This is a genomic window from Spiroplasma endosymbiont of Monopis laevigella (assembly GCF_964019975.1).
GTDB lineage: Bacteria > Bacillota_I > Bacilli_A > Mycoplasmatales > VBWQ01 > Spiroplasma_E > Spiroplasma_E ixodetis_A.
Window position 1 is genome coordinate 1,147,827 of sequence record NZ_OZ026473.1, and the last position, 20,297, is coordinate 1,168,123.

Genomic DNA, 20,297 nt, shown 5'->3' on the forward strand with positions numbered 1-20,297 from the left:
CATTTTAACTACCTTTTATAAATTAATTATTTTTTAAATAATTAATTTATATTTCCTTTCATTTTTCTAAATAAAAAACTATTATTCTTATTTAAAAATAATAGCTTAAAAACTCATATCAAGTTTAACTAAATACTATCATATTTGATTAATAAATATAGAAAATTGATTAGAAGATTTATAATTATATTTCAACTCCTTTTAAATCATTGATGTTTACTCCTATTTTTGATATAAATAATTTGTATTTAAAATAATACAAATTTTTATTGAAAATAGAAGAATATTATTCTTAAATATTTGGTAGTTTTAAGAACTTTATTCACTAAAATAAAGTTCTTTTGATTTTAGTATACAATTAAATTATACGTTTGAAGAAAGGTTGGTTGATAATGCAATTTTTTAAAAAGAAGCATATAGAACAAAAAACAACAACCATGTTTAAACAATTTTCGCAACTATCGAAAGAAGAAGTTATCCAACAATTAGATGGTAGTATGTACGGATTAAAAAAGGAAGAAGTAGAAGACAGACTTAAAAAATATGGTAAAAATGTTTTTTCTCATAAACGATTTGTTTGATACAAAAAATTAATGCACAATATTTTTAATCCTTTTATTATTGTTTTAATGATAATAGTTATCTATAATTTTATTAGTTACAGTATTATTGATACTAATACTGATAAAAATGTTGATTTGTACAGTGCTATTATTGTTTTAGTAATGATTATTTTGAGTGTTTTTATATCTTACTTTCAAGATTATCGTTCCTATAAATCTTCAGAAAAATTACGACAATTAATTGAAACAACAGCCAGTGTTTTTAGATTTAGTAATAAAAATAAAAAAATTGATTTTAATGCTTTAAATAGTGTTGCCAATTTTACAAAAGAAGTATTAATTGAAAATTTAGTACCAGGTGATATTATTTTCTTATCTTCTGGTGATATGATTCCTACTGACGTTCGAATTTTAGTTTCAACCGATCTATTTATTAATCAATCGGCACTAACTGGTGAAACATTTCCTGTTGAAAAACACGCTATTCATACTAAAGATGATAATAAAAAAAGTAGTATCCTAGAATTAGAAAACATATGTTTTATGGGTACTAGTATTGTTTCAGGTGGTGCTATTGCTATTGTTATTGCATCAGGTGTTAATACTTATTTTGGATCAATTGCTAGTGCAGTAACTAGTAAACGTCCTATTACTAGTTTTAGTAAAGGTATTAAAAAAGTTACTTACATTCTTATTGGTTTTATGTGTGTAATGGTACCATTAATATTTATTGTTAATGTAATTACTAAAAATAATATTTTAACAGCGTTAATATTTTCAATATCAGTTGCTGTTGGTATTACCCCCGAAATGCTACCAATGATTGTTAGTGCTAACTTAGCAAAAGGTGCAATTAGATTATCACATAAAAAAGTAATTGTTAAAAATTTAACTAGTATTCAAAGTTTTGGTGCAATGGATGTTTTATGCACTGATAAAACTGGTACTTTAACTGAGGATAGAATTGAGTTGGTTAAACACTTAGATCCAGAAGGTGTTGAATCAAACAAAGTTTTAGGAATGGCATATTTAAATAGTTCTTTACAAACTGGATTAAAAAATAATATTGATAAAACAATTGTCCAACACATTAAAGCTCATCATAATAAAATAGTTGAAATGCCCTATCGTAAAATTGATGAAATACCTTTTGATTTTATAAGAAGACGAATGTCAATAGTAGTTTCAAAAGATAAAATTAATAATACTTTAATTTGCAAAGGAGCAGTAGAAGAAATATTAAAAATTTGTACTAAATTTGAAATTGGAGGGAAAGTAATTGCCTTAACTGATAAAATTAAAGAAAATGTTTTAAAATTAAGTACGGAATTAAATAATGATGGTTTACGAGTAATTGCAATTGGTTATCAAGACTTTGCTAGTGACAAAACAATTTTTAAAATAGAAGATGAATCTAATTTAGTTTTATTAGGATATATAGGTTTTTTAGATGTACCTAAACCTAGTGCTATTAAAGCAATAACAACTCTTAATCAACACGGAATTGATGTTAAAATTTTGACTGGTGATAATGAAATTGTTACTAAAGCAATTTGTAAAAAGGTGGGGTTAGAACCAGGAATTCCTTTATTAGGTAGTGACATTGAAGATATGGATGATCAACATTTACAAGCATTAGTAAATAAAACTACTATTTTTGCGAAAATGGACCCATTACAAAAATCAAGAATTATTGATATTTTAAAGTTAAATGGTCACACTGTTGGCTTTTTAGGTGATGGTATTAATGATGCTGTTGCTTTGCATCACGCTGATGTTGGAATATCTGTTAATAGTGCTACTGATATTGCCAAAGAAGCATCTGATATTATTTTATTAGAAAAAGATTTAGATGTTTTAGAGCAAGGAGTGATCAGTGGTAGAAATACTTTTGGTAATATTTTAAAATATATTAAAATTACTATTTCCTCTAATTTTGGTAATTCATTAAGTATTTTAATTGCTTCAATTTGATTACCTTTTTTACCAATGATGGCAATTCAAATTTTACTACAAAATTTATTATATGATATTTCTCAATTAGCAATTCCTTGAGATAGGGTTGATGAAGACTTTATTAAAAAACCACAAAAATGAAATGCAAAAAGCATTTTACCTTTTGCATTCTGGAATGGACCGCTAAGTTCAATATTTGATATAACCACCTTTTTATTTTTAGGATACGGTTTACATATATTTGCCAACTTTGCTAATGTAGATCCTAATAGTGCTGCTGGCATATATCAACAATCATTATTTCATACTGGATGATTTATTTTAGGAGTTACTTCACAAACATTAATTGTACAATTATTACGAACTTCTAAGGTACCTTTTATTCAAAGTATGCCATCTCATCAGCTATTTTTAACAACAATTATAATTACTATTATTGGCATTAGTATTCCATATACACAATTAGGAGCTACTATTGGTTTAACACCAATTCCTTTAATTTTTTATGCTTATTTAGCTGGCGTTGTCATTGTTTATTTCATTGCTAGTCAATTATTAAAAATGATATATATAAAGGTTAATAAACGCTGATTGTAAACTAAATTTTAATTTTAAGATAAATGTATTCGATTTTTTTAAAAATTATGATATAAATAAGTGTAAAACTAAAGAAAGTTTTTGTATTCCTGTTACTTTATTAAAAGTAACAGGAATTTCATATTATAGATAGGAACAGATAAAAGTATGCTAACATTAAATTACCTTATTGATCAATTTCAAAATAAAAAAATTCAATTTTCTATTATTGAAGATTTTATGAATAATCCAAACATTAGTGATGAGGAAGTTATTGGTTTAGATAATAATAGAAATGCCCTTCATAATAGTTTTTTATTAGATTTAGATGAAGGAGCAGAAATAGAAGATGAATATAACTATGATCCACACGAGGAAGGTTGAGAAACTTCAAGTGAATTAATAGAATTTACAACTAATAAAATAAAACTTATTAATTGATTAATAAATTTTAAAAAAAATGATAAAAATTTTTTAAATCAACAAGATATTGAAGGAAATTCACCTTTACATTTAGCAATTATGAAACAATATATTGTAGACTGAAAACTTGGAGGAGAGTTTAAAAATATAGCAAAGCAACTAATTAATAATTCACAAGTTAATCCCAATTTAGTAAATTTGCAAAATGAAACTCCATTTTGCAAATTATTAATACAAGAAATTAATAAAGCTGATGCATATCCGACAAATAAAGAAATTCGTGAATTAGTTAATGATTTTCAAAATAATTCTCATTTTAATATTAATAGTGTTAATATTAAAAATCAAAATCTTTTACATATTATTGCTAAAGAAGGTAATAAAACTGATTTTAGAATTAATTTTGCCATCACTAAAAAAACTAATTTTTATCAAATAGATGATAATGGTAATATACCTTATGAAATAGCAATCCTAAACAACAATTTTGATATGTTAGAAATAATAGAAAATTGCAAATATTTTGATATTAATACACCTATTGATGAGTTTAATAACACTATATTACATAGAGCAATTAGAAGTAATAATAAAAAAATTATAAGAACACTATTATTAAAAAATGAAAATGGTGATTTAGAAATTAATTTTGATATTAAAAATAAAAATAATGAAAAACCTTTTAAATTTGAAGATATGATAATTGATTGATTACATCAATTACCAAGAAATCAAAATCAAATTGAAATGATGATTATTGATTTTTTAATAACAAATGAATGTAATTATAATAATTATATAACTAGAGAAGGATTAACTTGATGAACTTTAGCTATTAAATATAACTTAAAAGAAGTTACTAATTATTTGGTTAATAGTGTATTAACTGATATTAACAAAATAGATAGTAATCCTTTTAAAAATAAAAATTATCTTCTTGATAATGAGATAAAAGAAGAAGTAGATAGTATGTTAGATGATTTATCATATGTTGATTCAAAAATTATAACATTTATTAAAAAACTTCCAAATTGTCCTAATTTTAATGAATTACAAAAAGATGTTTTAGAACAACGAGTAACTGCTTTTCATAATTTCAAAAAATATCAAACTGATCAAAATTTATCTGATAATGAAAAAGCAATTTTTAAGATATACCTAGATGCAATATTAGATGAAGATGATACAAATTGATCAGAAGAAAAGAAAACAGATTTTAATAAAGTAAAAGAATGATTAACAAAAGAAGAAAGTTATCAATTGGATAACTACTACTAAAACTTTTCTTAAAAATTAATATTTTAATAAAAAAAACTGTAAAATAATAATAAATAGTTTCCATATTATTTATAAAAATAGATAAACATTATTGTAAAGTTAATTAAATTTGTTAATATTGTTACGTTGTATAAATAAAAATATTTTTATTTTTCAAAATATATATTAATTTTCTTTATTATATTAGATTTAAGGGAGCAAAAATAAATGAAAAAAATACAAATAATAACAATATTATTATTTATTTTAACTATTTTATTTATAATTTCTGGTTTAATTCTCATAGATTTTTGTGATTATCATTCTCATATTCGTAATCAAACAACGTTAAAGTTTGAAAATATAGAAAGAAATGGATTTCAAATATTAGCTATAACTAGCATATATCATATTTTAGAATATTCACCAAAATACGTATGTTATATAAGTCAAAATATTGGAAATTATTATAATTGAATAGAATTACAAATTGGAATTATTTTTTGTGTAATTATAACTCCAATTTTAATGTTCCTAACTATATCTTTATTTTTTTTAATTATTGGTTTAAAAATAAATTTAAAAAATAATAATTTTTGAGATGCAATAAAAAATTGTGAAATAATTAACAATTACTATATTCATTAAAATTTAATAATTTATATTTATTATTAATATTTCAATACTAACAATAATATATTATTTTTTACTATTATTATTTTTCTACATTTCAATAATGTTAAATGTTATTATATTTATATAGTTTAAAATGATATATAGGTGATATAAATGAAATTAAAAATAAAAAATATTGGTCCTTTTAATGATACTTCTTTAAATATTGGTGATATTACTATTATTGCTGGTGTTAATGATACTGGTAAAAGTTACTTAAGTAGGTTAGTTTTTGCAATGGTGAAAATTGCTACTAGTGATATTAAGTCAGAAATAATTAAGAATTTTTTTAACTTTGCTGAAGATACTTTTACACAAATTGAAAATACTGGTAGTAATTTTCTTGAAACAAATTTTAATAGTAGTGAAGAAGAAAGTACTTTATTTAAAGAAATTGAATCTATTTATAATAATATTAATCTAAATAATAAAACATTTATGCAAAAATGAATAACAAATTTCAACTATAAAATTGAAAAATTTAATAATTTTTGAATTAATTTATTAACAGACTATCATCAATTGCTAAAAATAAATGATGATTTAATTACCAAAACATTACAAAGAATTGAATTAGATACTAATAAAGATAGTTACAAAATTAAAATGGGCGGTTGTCAAATTTACGAAATAATTAATTATTATATTAGTAACTTATTTCCAAAATTACCATTTAAAAATGATGATAGACAAATTAAATTCTCTTTTACCCTTAAATTTATATTCGACGTATTTTAAAAAATATACATTTAAAAAAATTATTCTCAAAGGAAAAAGACAAGAAATAATCTTGTCTTTTTTTGTGTAATTGTAAAATTTTAAAATTTTTATTATTAACATCCTTTAAATATCTACTACACGCAGTGACCAAGTAGGAGAAAGTTAATAATTAATAACCCTCTTTAACGCTATTATCAACACGTGTTAGGGAACTAAAAAAGTGAACTACAACACAGTTGTTAAAAATAGTAGCTAGCATGTGGACTTGCATGGATAAATAAAAAGTGGAGTGATACCTAATAAAATATACTAACCATTTAATGGTAATTCTTGGGGTGGGAGCGAATTGGAAACTAGTATATATAGACCTGTTGTAGGGACCTATTGTATTAATTCTATTCTTTATTTAACCAACCTTGCCACTCCCCAGTGAGCAAGTGTTGGTTTTATTTTTTATTTTTTTTAAAAAATTTTTGGGCGAGAAAATAAATTTCAAACTTGTAAAAAAAATTGAGCGGTGCCGGTTCAATTAAAATATTAATTTGTTTAACACAAATTAAATAAATATTGAATCGAATGCCTCAATGTTTTTTAAAATTTCATAATTTATTTTTGAGCCCAGAATTACTGGAATTAATAAAACGAATAGTAGTAGTATTAATAATCTAAAAATCAAAATATATGTTCTTTATGCTAGAAGCAACAGAACATATTAGGAAAGGAATTTCAAATCATAATGAAAAAGTATTTTTGTTGAACATGTAAACAAAATAAATTAGATTATTTATTCTTTAATACTAATGATATAAAAACAAGAGAATATTTTTTAAGAGATAAAAATAGTAAAGCAATTTGTTATGACTGTATTTTAAATATTAAGTTAAGTAGGAGGTATAAATATGGATAAAGAATATTTAACTAAAAGAGGAACGATTTGCATACCAGACAGTGATGATATTGAATTTAAAATAGGGCTAATTAAACTGATTGATGATTTAAAAAAAGATAATTTAGTTTGTGGTCATAAAGAATTTATTGAAGAATGTAAATATTGTTGATGTAATTGTGATTTAGAATGGAATGGCAACCCTTTTTAGGACTATTTTTTGGTAGACATTTGTTTTTGATAACTAACTGGAGTTAGGTAGTTTAGAGTACTGTGAATTCTTATGTTGTTATATCAATTGATGTAATCAAATAATTCTAATTTTAATTGGATTAATGATGTAAAATTTTTATCATTAATAAATTCAATTTTGAAAGTTTTAAAAGTTGCTTCAGCAACAGCATTGTCATAAGGACATCCTTTTTTGCTTAAAGATCGAGTTATGTTGAAAGCTAATAAAAGTTTATCAATAGTTTTATTATTGAATTCATTACCGCGATCAGTATGAAATATTTCAATATCTTTTAAACAGTGATTTGATTGCATAAATGCTTGATATACTAATGATGCATCTTTTTTAACTCCAACACTATGTCCAATAATTTCGCGGTTAAATAGGTCGATTAATAGGCAAATATAGTTTCATTTACCATTAACTTGAACATAAGTTAAATCACTAACAATAACTTCATTTTTAATTCTATTATTAAAGTTTCTATTAACAAGATTGGTTATTTGACTATCATTGACTTTATTATGATAATTTTTGAATGATAATTTAGTGTATTTTGATATTAAATTATGCTTATTCATAATTTCTTTAATTTTTCTGCGTGATAAATAAATTTCTTGGTTTGCTAGTATGACTTTTAATCTTCTAGTACCATAAACTTCTTTATTTTCTTTAAAAGCAATAATAACAGTTTGTTCATAAATATTATTTTGAATTTTATTTTTTTTCTTTAAATTAAAATAATATGTTGATTTAGAGAGTTTTAAAAAATGACACATTGTGCGAATTTTATATTTAGATTTATTATTTGCAATAATCTCTACTTTCTGCCTATTATTAGTGCTGCTTGCTTTAAAATATCAATTTCCATTCGTAACTGTTTTAATTATTTATTTGCTTGAATTAATTGTTTTTCTAAATCTGAAAGATTATCTTTAGTTTTAAAACTACCTGAATTAGTAAATTGCTTAATTCAATTGTAAGTAGCTGCTCTTGTAACATTGTATTCTTTAACAAGGCAAGATACTGATTTGCCACTTTGATATAAAGCTACTATTTGTTTTTTAAATTCATCTGAATATGAGTTAATAGTGACCATAATTATAATTCCTTTCTTTTAACTAATTTGTTCACTTGTCTATGTAATTAGTGTCCAATAAAGTGTAACCCATCCAATATTATAGTTTTGGTGATTATACTAGTAAAGAAAATAATAAAAATTATAGTTGACAAATAATTAATTTTTATTATCAATTAGATACAAATGTTTTAAAAAGTAGTTTATGAATATCAAATAATAATGTTAATGCGGATACTGAAATTAATATTTATAATAATAGAATAATGTGGGGTATGGGTAGAGATTATATTTTTAAAAAATTAGAAGAATTACAGGAATAATATTATGTTTTTTAAAATTATAAAAATTATTTTAGGTTTAATAGGAGTAATTTTATCATCAGCAACAGCAGGTTTAATTATATTTATCATTGTAAAAATCATATTAAAAATTAATCAAATATTTTAAAAAAAGGTGGTGAATATTATGTTAAGTCTATTTAAAAGAAAAGAAAAAAGTAATATTAGTGATAATCAAAATGAAAAAGTAAAATTTTTAACTAATAAAAATAAAAGTACACATGCTTCAATTTTAAATTATTTTGGTTTTAATGATTTTAATCATGAAACTTATTTTACTGATTTTGTAGCAGAAAATAATGCTAATTTATATAATGCTCCATTAGATATTAATAATAAAACTATTAAACAATATTTAATTAAACAAGAATTTTATAGAAAAAATTGAAACTCTATTTTTAAATTAAGCAAATTAGGAATTAGTGGTTATTTAATTTATATTGCTAATGATGACTTATATTTTCAAGTAGTAGATATACAACAAAGAGTTTATGATATTACTGGTAAATTAATTCAATGCACTATTTTTTATGATAGTTATGAACAAAATGCACAAATGGTAAGATTATTTGAAATTTATACATTAAATAATGAACAAGTCACAATTAACCGTGCAATTTATAGTGTTAATGATAGTAAAAAACAATTTCCATTATCTTTTAAAGAATATATTAATAATCCCAATTTAGAACAAGAACAAACATTAAATATTAATTATATTCCAATAGCAATTATGCGTAATAAAGCAAATGAGTTAGCAGATTGTAATAAAGTAATGGATAAAATTAAAGCATTAGATGTTATTTATGAACAAATTGTTTTAGATACTATTTTAAACTCACCAAAGTTTATTTTTAGTCAAACTTATGGTAATGTTCAATCAACATTAGAAGAAGCAGTAAGAACTTTGGTTACTAAAAATTATATTTTTAAAAGTGGCGGAGATAATAACGAACAAAACGAAAATATCAATATGACAAATAGTAACTTTAAAGGTAAAAATTTAACTGATATATATGATTGAAATGTTAATGAAATATTTAAACGTTGTGGTATTCATATTCCAAGTCAAAAGAAATCAGCACAACAATCAGTTCCCGAAAGTACAGCAGTAAATATTTCAACTATTAATTATATTGAACAAAAATTATGACAATTTAATATTGATATTCTTAAATTTATTCAAATATTAGTGAAAATTGATAAAGATTTATTAAATAGTAAAACATTTAATATTAATGATGAACAAGAACTTAATAATTTAACAGTTAAATTAAAACTATTTAATCCCGAAAATAACCAATTAATAGGAGAGAACAATGGAAAACAAAAACAAACCACAAACGAAGTTTCCACAGAAACAAACTAAACTTAATCAAGCAGAAGTAGAAAATGATTATTTAAGGAAATGTTTAGTAATCTGTGTAACTTACAAAAATAACTATGTTTAATTAATTCTAGTAAATATAATTAAATGACTAGAAAGAGTGAGTTACAGATGGCTAAAAAAGATAACTTTAATAATAATGATCCAATATCAAAAGCAGTAGATTTATTACTAGAAAATACTGAAGATTTAACAACAGTTTTTAAACCTGGCGGTTTATATAAATAATTAACAAAAAGATTAGTTGAAAAAATGTTGAATTCTTAAATGCAAAATTATTTAGGATATGAAAAAAATCAACATAGTACTACTGAAAATGCTCGTAATGGTACAAGTTCAAAAAAATTAATAACTCAACAAGGTAAAATTGAAATTGATGTACCAAGAGATCGCAATAGTAATTTTACTCCGAGGCTTTTTAATAATCTGTGTATCTTTGTTTTACAAAGTTACTAATTTAGATTAATTCTGTCTTCAAATTTTATCATAAAATGAGCAATTGCTGTATTTAAATTTTGAATAGGCAATGTTCATTTTTTTGTTATATTTTCAATTGCCAAGTAAAATATTTTGAAAACTGCCATATCATTAGGAAAAACTTTTTTATTTCTGATGATTTTTCGTAATTGACTATTAACAGATTCAATAGCATTTGTAGTATAAATCACTCTTTTGATTTCTACTGGATAACTAATAAAAACCATTAAATTATCTCAATTTTTATATCAAGATTTAGTAATTTGAGGATATTGTTTATTTCATTTACTTTCAAACGATTCTAAAGCTTGCATTGCTTGTTCTTCACTACATGCACTATAAATTGGTTTTAAATCTGCAACTAGACCTTTTCGATGTTTGTATGAAACATATTTTAAACTATTTCTAATTTGATGAACAATGCATAATTGATGTTCTGTTTTAGGATAAACTGATTGTATTGCTTCTGACATGCCTGTTAAATTATCACTACAAGCAATAAGAATATCATTTAAGCCACGATTTTTCATTTCTGTGAAATTAGATAATCAAAACTTAGAACCTTCATTTTCACTAATTCATAATCCTAAAACATCTTTTTTGCCTTCTAAATCAACTCCTAATGCTATATAAACTGATTTGTTAATAATCCGTTTATCTTGTCGTACTTTAACTACTATACAATCAAAATAAACAATAGGATAAATAATTTCTAATGGTCGATTTTGTCATGCTTTAACATCATCAATAACATCATCAGTAATTTGACTAATAACACTTTCACTAATATCAGCACCATGATATAACTCTTGCAACTGCATTCTAATGTCAGATAATGTCATTCCTTTTGCATACAAGGAAAGAACTTGTTGATCAAAACCATCAAATCTTCTTTGCCTTTTAGGAACTATTACAGGAGTAAAATTACTATTGCGATCTCTTGGTACATCAATTTCAATTTTACCTTGTTGAGTTATTAATTTTTTTGAACTTGTACCATTACGAGCATTTTCAGTAGTACTATGTTGATTTTTTTCATATCCTAAATAATTTTGCATTTAAGAATTCAACATTTTTTCAACTAATCTTTTTGTTAATTCTTTATATAAACCGCCAGGTTTAAAAACTGTTGTTAAATCTTCAGTATTTTCTAGTAATAAATCTACTGCTTTTGATATTGGATCATTATTATTAAAGTTATCTTTTTTAGCCATCTGTAACTCACTCTTTCTAGTCATTTAATTATATTTACTAGAATTAATTAAACATAGTTATTTTTGTAAGTTACACAGATTACTAAACATTTCCTAAAATACTTAGAATTCCCAAAAAAATACCTATTAAACCAGTTCCAAAACTTATTAAATCCATTTTAAGAATTTTTTTATTAAACTTTAAAAAATATACTCTTTTTTCCAAAGTGACAAATCCTTTCATGTCTATCATGTCTATATATAAGTAACATTTTATCATATAAATGGATATATTTTCTCCAATTTTAGATTACAAATAAATAAAAAGAATAACTATAATTGTGTTATTAATCTATTGTTTGTTGAAATTTCAATATTTTGTACATTAATTGAATTTATTTCCTTAACAAGAGAGACAATATTTTCTTTAAATAAATTAAGTCTTTGTCTTTTTTTTCTAATTTTTATTTCAACTTTATTCAAACTTTTTTTGATATTACAAATTTTTAATCCAATTTTATAAAGTTGCTCTTTTTGATTATTTAAAACAACTTTTTCACATTCTATTCTATTAACTAATCTTATTTCAAAATTATAATAACCAAAAGTTAAAAACTTAACTAATTTACTTTTAAATTTAAAAATCTTACTTGTTTTTTGTTTTTGAAAAACTTCTAATTTTTTAAGACTATTATTATGAAAATTTAAAATAATTTCTTGTTGATTATTAATTTTATATAATTTCTCTTTCAATTCTCATTTTTTACTACTTAATTTACAATTTAATTCTATTTTTAATGCTGTAATTTTATCAATGAGTTTATCCTTTTCCTTCTGTTTTTGTTCCTCTCATATTAAAGTAAATTCAAGTAATTCAAACTCTAGTTCTTTATCTCATGGGAAAAAATTTTCTTTTTCAAACTTAAAAGAAAGAAATTCAAGTTCTTTTCTTTCATCATTAATTACTTCGTCTTTTACTTTCACTAAAAATTTTTGCATTCATTGATACTGTTTTTCCATTATTTTTAAATTTTTTTTAAAAAAATCTTTTTCAAAAAAAATAAATCAATATTCTAAGTATTGTATATTAGAAGAAGTACTAAAAACTTCTTTTAACTTTATTATATTACTTTTAACATTTTGTATAGTTGAATTTATAAGTATTTCTTTTAAATTTGGTACTACTTCTAAAGACATTTTATTTCTCCACTTCTTTTGTTAAAATTCAAGAATACTACAGAAAATATTTTAATTATTTTCTATTCAAATCGCGATTAATAACTGCTTTTAAATATTGTCCAGTATAAGACTTAGGATTTGTTATTACTTGTTCTGGTGTTCCTGTAGCAATGATTTCACCACCAAATTTACCACCCTCAGGTCCTAGATCAATAATGTAATCAGCAACTTTAATAACTTCTAAGTTATGTTCAATTACAACAACAGTATCACCATGATTAACGATTTTATTTAAAACTTCAATTAACCTTTTAATATCATCAACGTGTAAACCAGTAGTTGGTTCATCTAAAATATACATAGTTTTGCCAGTAGCACGTTTTTGTAATTCTTTAGCTAGTTTCACTCTTTGTGCTTCACCACCAGATAATTCAGTAGCAGGTTGCCCTAATTTTACGTATCCTAATCCCACTTCTTGTATCATTGCTAATTTTTTATGGATTTTTGGATGATTAGCAAAAAAAGTTAATGCTAAATCAACAGGCAGTTCTAGTACATCATAAATATTTTTACCTTTATATTTAACTTGTAATGTTTCACTATTATAACGTTTTCCTTCACAAATTTCGCAAGTTACATAAACATCTGGTAAAAAATGCATCGCAATTTTAATAACACCATCGCCAGAACAACGTTCACATCTTCCTCCTGGTACATTAAATGAAAATCTACCTTTAGCATATCCTCTAATTTTTGCTTCTGGTGTTTGTGTAAATAAATCACGAATATCATCAAAAACTGAAGTATAAGTAGCCGGATTACTCCTTGGTGTTCTGCCAATTGGTTCTTGCGAAATAGCAACAATTTTATCAATAAATTCAATCCCTTTTATTGCTTTATGTTTTCCTGGTCGTTGTCCCTTTAAACCCAAATACTTTTGAATACTAGTATATAAAATATCATTAACAAGCGTTGATTTACCACTTCCTGAAACACCAGTAACACAAATAAATTTACCTAAAGGTAATTTAACATTTATTTTACGTAAATTATTAGCTTGTGCTTCTTGAATTTCAATAACTTTACCATTACCACTTCTTCTTGATTTAGGTAACGCAATAAATTTTTCACCATTTAAATATTTTCCAGTAATTGAATTAGGATTATTAGCAACTTGCTGTGGTGTACCTTCAGCAATTACTTCACCACCATAAATTCCGGCTTTTGGACCAATATCAATTAATCAATCTGCTGCTCACATTGTATCTTCATCGTGTTCTACTACTAATAATGTATTATCAAGATCTCGCATTTGTTTTAAAGTTTCAATTAACTTAACATTATCACGTTGATGTAAACCAATTGAAGGTTCATCAAGAACATACAATACTCCCGTTAATTGTGAACCAATTTGAGTTGCTAATCGAATTCGTTGTGATTCACCACCAGATAAAGTTTGTGCCATTCGTGATAAGTTTAAATAACCTAAACCAACATTAGTTAAAAAACTTAAACGATTAATGATTTCTACTAATATTAATTTAGCAATTTCTTGTTGATAAGCTAATAATTTAATATTTAACATAAATGTTAAACTTTCTTCGATGTCTAAATTAGTATAATGACTAATATTCATTTCTTTATTATTTTCATCTTTAATTTTAACTGCCAATGCAAATTCATTTAATCTTGTTCCTTGACAAGTTAAACAAGTGCGTTCACTCATAAATTTACGATAATAATCACGGGCAAAATCACTAGTTGTTTCTAAAAAACGTCTTTCAATTAAAGTGGCAATGCCTTCAATATAATCATGATTAGGATATTTACGACCATTTGCCGAAGTAATACTGAAAGTAATGGCTTCATCACTACCACGCATAATATAATTAAGTTGTGTTTTTGTTAAATTTTTTAATGGCTGATTCAAATCAATTAAATAATGATAACAAAGAACTTTTAATTTTTGTCATTCTAAATTACTAGTACCAACTAAGTTTTTATAATACTCAATGCCACCATCATTAATTGATAGTTTTAAATCTGGCATTAATAATTCTTCGTCAACTTTTAATTTTACTCCCAAGCCTTTACAATCAAAACACGCTCCACTTGGTGCATTAAAAGAAAATAAACGCGGTTCTAAACTGGGAATTGAAAATCCACAAATTTTACAAGCATATTTTTGAGAAAATAATCACGTTTCATTTGTTTGCGATAAAATAACCTTTGCTAAACCATTACTATGATTTAAAGCAACTTCTAAAGCATCATGAATTCGTGAAATAGTATTATCATCATTGGTAAATTTAATACGATCAATAACAATATCAATATCATGACGTAATGATTTATTCAATTCAATTGGTTCATCTAAACTATATATTTTATTATTAATTTTAACTCGCAAAAAATTTTCTTGTTTTAATTTTGCTAATAAATCTTGATGACTACCTTTTTTAGCATTAATAACTGGTGCTAAAATTTCAATATTAGTATTATCTTCTAACGTTTTAATTTTATTAACCATTTCTTTTAAAGTTTGCGTGCTAATTGGACCATGACCCTTATTACAATAAGGAGTTCCAATTCGTGCATAAAGTAAACGCAAATAATCATAAATTTCAGTAACAGTACCAACAGTACTGCGAGGATTATTACTTGTAGTTTTTTGATCAATAGAAATTGCTGGTGCTAAACCATCAATAGCATCAACATCAGGTTTTTCGCTGTTTCCTAAAAATTGACGAGCATAGGCTGAAAGTGATTCAACATATCTTCGTCTTCCTTCTGCATAAATTGTATTAAAAGCTAATGATGATTTACCACTTCCTGAGACACCAGTAATAACTACTAACTTATACTTTGGAATTTTAATATTAACATTTTTTAAATTATGTTCACGTGCACCTTTAACAGTAATATATTTTTGATTATCTGTCATTTATTCCTCCACTTATATGCTCTTTCTAATTAATTATATACTATATATAGTTAACTTTAATAGCATTATTGCTAATTAATATTAAAGAATATCAATTATAATTAGTTTAAAATATTATCTAAATCAATATTTAAAATTTTAAAATTATTTATTGCAAAAGAAAATATATAAAAACTTAAATTACAAAAAAAGAGGCTTTTTAATAATCTGTGTATCTTTGTTTTACAAAGTTACTAATTTAGATTAATTCTGTCTTCAAATTTTATCATAAAATGAGCAATTGCTGTATTTCAATTTTGAATAGGCAATGTTCATTTTTTTGTTATATTTTCAATTGCCAAGTAAAATATTTTGAAAACTGCCATATCATTAGGAAAAACTTTTTTATTTCTGATGATTTTTCGTAATTGACTATTAACAGATTCAATAGCATTTGTAGTATAAATCACTCTTTTGATTTCTACTGGATAACTAATAAAAACCATTAAATTATCTCAATTTTTATATCAAGATTTAGTAATTTGAGGATATTGTTTATTTCATTTACTTTCAAACGATTCTAAAGCTTGCATTGCTTGTTCTTCACTACATGCACTATAAATTGGTTTTAAATCTGCAACTAGACATTTTCGATGTTTGTATGAAACATATTTTAAACTATTTCTAATTTGATGAACAATGCATAATTGATGTTCTGTTTTAGGATAAACTGATTGTATTGCTTCTGACATGCCTGTTAAATTATCACTACAAGCAATAAGAATATCATTTAAGCCACGATTTTTCATTTCTGTGAAATTAGATAATCAAAACTTAGAACCTTCATTTTCACTAATTCATAATCCTAAAACATCTTTTTTGCCTTCTAAATCAACTCCTAATGCTATATAAACTGATTTGTTAATAATCCGTTTATCTTGTCGTACTTTAACTACTATACAATCAAAATAAACAATAGGATAAATACTTTCTAATGGTCGATTTTGTCATGCTTTAACATCATCAATAACATCATCAGTAATTTGACTAATAACACTTTCACTAATATCAGCACCATGATATAACTCTTGCAACTGCATTCTAATGTCAGATAATGTCATTCCTTTTGCATACAAGGAAAGAACTTGTTGATCAAAACCATCAAATCTTCTTTGCCTTTTAGGAACTATTACAGGAGTAAAATTACTATTGCGATCTCTTGGTACATCAATTTCAATTTTACCTTGTTGAGTTATTAATTTTTTTGAACTTGTACCATTACGAGCATTTTCAGTAGTACTATGTTGATTTTTTTCATATCCTAAATAATTTTGCATTTCAGAATTCAACATTTTTTCAACTAATCTTTTTGTTAATTCTTTATATAAACCGCCAGGTTTAAAAACTGTTGTTAAATCTTCAGTATTTTCTAGTAATAAATCTACTGCTTTTGATATTGGATCATTATTATTAAAGTTATCTTTTTTAGCCATCTGTAACTCACTCTTTCTAGTCATTTAATTATATTTACTAGAATTAATTAAACATAGTTATTTTTGTAAGTTACACAGATTACTAAACATTTCCCAAAAAAATGAACAATATATATTCAAAAATGAAATACAGCAATTGCTCATTTTATAATAAAATTTAAAAATTAGAATTAATTATTACTAAAAAATGTTATATTCCAATATTTTTTCTAATAAAAAATAATTGGAATAATTTTATTTACTTAAATTATATAAATTTATCCATTAACTTTATTTATATTATTTTTTTCTTTCTTTTTTATTAACTTTAACTACTACTATTTTCTCCTTGATATTGTCAAAGTTCAGCAAATATTCCAGCAGCTAAATTATTCTCGGTATTAGAGATGCCTTTTCCAGTATCAGCAGTTGTTTTAGTTCGCAAAAGATCATTATAACTACCTAAGAATGGTACATATTTAGAACCTAATGATCCTGAAGTTCTTTCATTAATAAAAGCTAGTTTTGCTGAAGCAGGAGTGGTTCATACCTGACCATTATTTAAAAATGTATGATTATGCTTTCCAACACTTCCTGATGTTTGTCCTTCTTTATCACTCTGAACTATTGTTAAACCTTTAGCAAGATCTACTTTTACTCAACCTTCTGGCATTTTTGATCCAACAGGCATTCATTTATATTCACCAGGAATTCATTGTCCTTTACTTTCATCTAATTTTTTATTTTTTTCTCTACATGCTTTTAATTGTGCTTCTAATTCATTAATTTTATCTTCTAGTTCTTTAATTTTTTTTGATTTATCTAATGATTCTTTTACTGATTTTGCATAAAGACTAATTATTTCTTCTAATTCATTAGCTGTTTCTTGTAATTTTTTATTTAATTTTTCCATTTTTGCTTGACAATCGCTATCATCAACATTAACAGTAGTAGGGAGCGTACCGATGTTGTCAATAATATTCAAATTTGTCTTTAAATTATAAGATTAGACGAGAATCAATATGCAATTGTATGTTAATCTTAACACTTGTAAAATATTAGTCAACAATAATACTTACTTTTATAACTCAAAAATTCTTATTAAATTTTACTTTAATAAGTTTTATTTTATTTTTAGTTATCTTTAAATTGAAATGGTTAATTTATAATAATTGTATTGCTGTATTTATTTGATAACATTTAAAATTAACCATTTTGGTATACATATCAATGTTATAAGTTCTATCACCAATCATATGCTTTAAAATTTGTTTAATATTAGTTTCAGTAAAGCAACCAATATTTTCAACTAATGCTTGATTTAATACGCCATCTTTTGCATTAACAAAATAACCAACTTTTAATTTTTTATATTGTAAAGTCAATGATTGTAAAAAATCAATTAATTCATAATATTGACCTTTGGAAAATAAATTTATTGCATTTTGATAGTGTAATTTAGCAATTTTATTTTTTCTTCTTCCAGCCATTATGCCAAGAAATAAAACATGAAAAGCATGGAATTTATCTAAAATAAATTTAGCATTTAAAATTGTAGCAGTTTTTCTAATTCATTTTGCACTATCTCCACAAACTATTAAATTTGCTTGGTCAAAATTTTCAAAAAATAAATTACCATATTTTTCAATTAATTTGGCAGTTTTTTCAGCACCAATTTCTGTTTTTGATACTCTAATTTTACATACAGCTCTTTTATTAATTAATTTTCCATTCTTCTTTTTACCAGTACAAAATACTAATAATGGATGGGTTACACTTTATTGGACACTAATTACATAGACAAGTGAACAAATTAGTTAAAAGAAAGGAATTATAATTATGGTCACTATTAACTCATATTCAGATGAATTTAAAAAACAAATAGTAGCTTTATATCAAAGTGGCAAATCAGTATCTTGCCTTGTTAAAGAATACAATGTTACAAGAGCAGCTACTTACAATTGAATTAAGCAATTTACTAATTCAGGTAGTTTTAAAACTAAAGATAATCTTTCAGATTTAGAAAAACAATTAATTCAAGCAAATAAAGAATTAAAACAGTTACGAATGGAAATTGATATTTTAAAGCAAGCAGCACTAATAATAGGCAGAAAGTAGAGATTATTGCAAATAATAAATCTAAATATAAAATTCGCACAATGTGTCATTTTTTAAAACTCTCTAAATCAACATATTATTTTAATTTAAAGAAAAAAAATAAAATTCAAAATAATATTTATGAACAAGCTGTTATTAGTGCTTTTAAAGAAAATAAAGAAGTTTATGGTACTAGAAGATTAAAAGTCATACTAGCAAACCAAGAAATTTATTTATCACGCAGAAAAATTAAAGAAATTATGAATAAGCATAATTTAATATCAAAATACACTAAATTATCATTCAAAAATTATCATAATAAAGTCAATGATAGTCAAATAACCAATCTTGTTAATAGAAACTTTAATAATAGAATTAAAAATGAAGTTATTGTTAGTGATTTAACTTATGTTCAAGTTAATGGTAAATGAAACTATATTTGCCTATTAATCGACCTATTTAACCGCGAAATTATTGGACATAGTGTTGGAGTTAAAAAAGATGCATCATTAGTATATCAAGCATTTATGCAATCAAATCACTGTTTAAAAGATATTGAAATATTTCATACTGATCGCGGTAATGAATTCAATAATAAAACTATTGATAAACTTTTATTAGCTTTCAACATAACTCGATCTTTAAGCAAAAAAGGATGTCCTTATGACAATGCTGTTGCTGAAGCAACTTTTAAAACTTTCAAAATTGAATTTATTAATGATAAAAATTTTACATCATTAATCCAATTAAAATTAGAATTATTTGATTACATCAATTGATATAACAACATAAGAATTCACAGTACTCTAAACTACCTAACTCCAGTTAGTTATCAAAAACAAATGTCTACCAAAAAATAGTC

Annotated in this window: 14 protein-coding genes and 3 pseudogenes; 10 read left to right on the forward strand and 7 right to left on the reverse strand. The window is 23.9% G+C overall.

Translation table 4 applies throughout. The annotated features are described in order from the left end of the window. The first annotated feature begins 392 nt into the window (after window positions 1-392). The 5 genes from mgtA to AACK94_RS06105 all read left to right on the forward strand — a co-directional run bounded on the left by mgtA (window position 393) and on the right by AACK94_RS06105 (window position 7,267). The gene (gene mgtA / locus AACK94_RS06085; RefSeq protein WP_338975530.1) at window positions 393-3,116 is read left to right on the forward strand and encodes a magnesium-translocating P-type ATPase; all 2,724 of its coding nucleotides are present in this window, start codon (window positions 393-395) and stop codon (window positions 3,114-3,116) included. A gap of 147 nt (window positions 3,117-3,263) precedes the next feature. Beyond that, window positions 3,264-4,796: an ankyrin repeat domain-containing protein gene (locus tag AACK94_RS06090; RefSeq protein WP_338975531.1), complete on the forward strand. Its 1,533-nt coding sequence runs from the start codon at window positions 3,264-3,266 to the stop codon at window positions 4,794-4,796. 207 nt (window positions 4,797-5,003) lie between these two features. Then, window positions 5,004-5,423, forward strand: coding sequence for a hypothetical protein (locus AACK94_RS06095; RefSeq protein ID WP_338975533.1), 420 nt, complete (start codon window positions 5,004-5,006; stop codon window positions 5,421-5,423). Between the two features lie 141 nt (window positions 5,424-5,564). Continuing rightward, window positions 5,565-6,188 carry a hypothetical protein gene (locus AACK94_RS06100; protein WP_338975534.1) on the forward strand — a complete coding sequence of 208 codons (624 nt, stop codon included), beginning with the start codon at window positions 5,565-5,567 and terminating at the stop codon, window positions 6,186-6,188. Window positions 6,189-7,069: 881 nt separating this feature from the next. After that, window positions 7,070-7,267, forward strand: a complete 198-nt coding sequence (locus AACK94_RS06105) for a hypothetical protein (RefSeq protein WP_338975536.1) — start codon at window positions 7,070-7,072, stop codon at window positions 7,265-7,267. A gap of 2 nt (window positions 7,268-7,269) precedes the next feature. On the opposite strand, the pseudogene AACK94_RS06110 reads toward AACK94_RS06105, so the two are convergent. Beyond that, window positions 7,270-8,387 (reverse strand): annotated as a pseudogene (locus AACK94_RS06110) (IS3 family transposase). Window positions 8,388-8,834: 447 nt separating this feature from the next. On the opposite strand from AACK94_RS06110, the gene AACK94_RS06115 reads away from it, so the two are divergent. The 3 genes and pseudogenes from AACK94_RS06115 to AACK94_RS07480 all read left to right on the forward strand — a co-directional run. Then, window positions 8,835-10,076, forward strand: coding sequence for a hypothetical protein (locus tag AACK94_RS06115; RefSeq protein WP_338975537.1), 1,242 nt, complete (start codon window positions 8,835-8,837; stop codon window positions 10,074-10,076). Further along, window positions 10,027-10,158 (forward strand): hypothetical protein, encoded by a 132-nt coding sequence (locus tag AACK94_RS06120; protein ID WP_338975539.1) that lies wholly within the window; start codon window positions 10,027-10,029, stop codon window positions 10,156-10,158. Before AACK94_RS06115 ends, AACK94_RS06120 begins: the two co-directional genes overlap by 50 nt. Window positions 10,159-10,205: 47 nt before the next feature. Further along, window positions 10,206-10,505: pseudogene (locus AACK94_RS07480) on the forward strand (transposase); the annotation flags it as partial. A gap of 41 nt (window positions 10,506-10,546) precedes the next feature. On the opposite strand, the pseudogene AACK94_RS06135 reads toward AACK94_RS07480, so the two are convergent. The 6 genes and pseudogenes from AACK94_RS06135 to AACK94_RS06160 all read right to left on the reverse strand — a co-directional run bounded on the left by AACK94_RS06135 (window position 10,547) and on the right by AACK94_RS06160 (window position 18,828). Beyond that, window positions 10,547-11,785, reverse strand: a pseudogene (locus tag AACK94_RS06135) (IS256 family transposase). Window positions 11,786-12,097: 312 nt separating this feature from the next. Next, window positions 12,098-12,961, reverse strand: a complete 864-nt coding sequence (locus tag AACK94_RS06140; protein WP_338975543.1) for a hypothetical protein — start codon at window positions 12,959-12,961, stop codon at window positions 12,098-12,100. A gap of 55 nt (window positions 12,962-13,016) precedes the next feature. Further along, window positions 13,017-15,887, reverse strand: a complete 2,871-nt coding sequence (gene uvrA / locus AACK94_RS06145; protein WP_338975544.1) for an excinuclease ABC subunit UvrA — start codon at window positions 15,885-15,887, stop codon at window positions 13,017-13,019. A 233-nt stretch (window positions 15,888-16,120) separates the two neighbouring features. Further along, window positions 16,121-17,359, reverse strand: a complete 1,239-nt coding sequence (locus AACK94_RS06150; protein ID WP_338976314.1) for an IS256 family transposase — start codon at window positions 17,357-17,359, stop codon at window positions 16,121-16,123. 307 nt (window positions 17,360-17,666) lie between these two features. Continuing rightward, window positions 17,667-18,323, reverse strand: a complete 657-nt coding sequence (locus AACK94_RS06155) for a hypothetical protein (protein ID WP_338975545.1) — start codon at window positions 18,321-18,323, stop codon at window positions 17,667-17,669. Window positions 18,324-18,501: 178 nt separating this feature from the next. Next, window positions 18,502-18,828, reverse strand: coding sequence for a hypothetical protein (locus AACK94_RS06160; protein WP_338975547.1), 327 nt, complete (start codon window positions 18,826-18,828; stop codon window positions 18,502-18,504). A 1-nt stretch (window position 18,829) separates the two neighbouring features. Here AACK94_RS06160 and AACK94_RS06165 point away from each other — a divergent pair, with 1 nt between their 5' ends. Together AACK94_RS06165 and AACK94_RS06170 are read left to right on the forward strand one after the other, a co-directional pair. After that, window positions 18,830-19,138, forward strand: a complete 309-nt coding sequence (locus AACK94_RS06165) for a hypothetical protein (protein WP_338975548.1) — start codon at window positions 18,830-18,832, stop codon at window positions 19,136-19,138. A 39-nt stretch (window positions 19,139-19,177) separates the two neighbouring features. Next, window positions 19,178-20,295 (forward strand): IS3 family transposase gene (locus AACK94_RS06170; protein ID WP_338975221.1). Its coding sequence is split into 2 segments (ribosomal slippage): window positions 19,178-19,448 and window positions 19,448-20,295, totalling 1,119 coding nucleotides; the frame shifts between segments, so codons are not numbered across the junction. Window positions 20,296-20,297 lie beyond the last annotated feature (2 nt).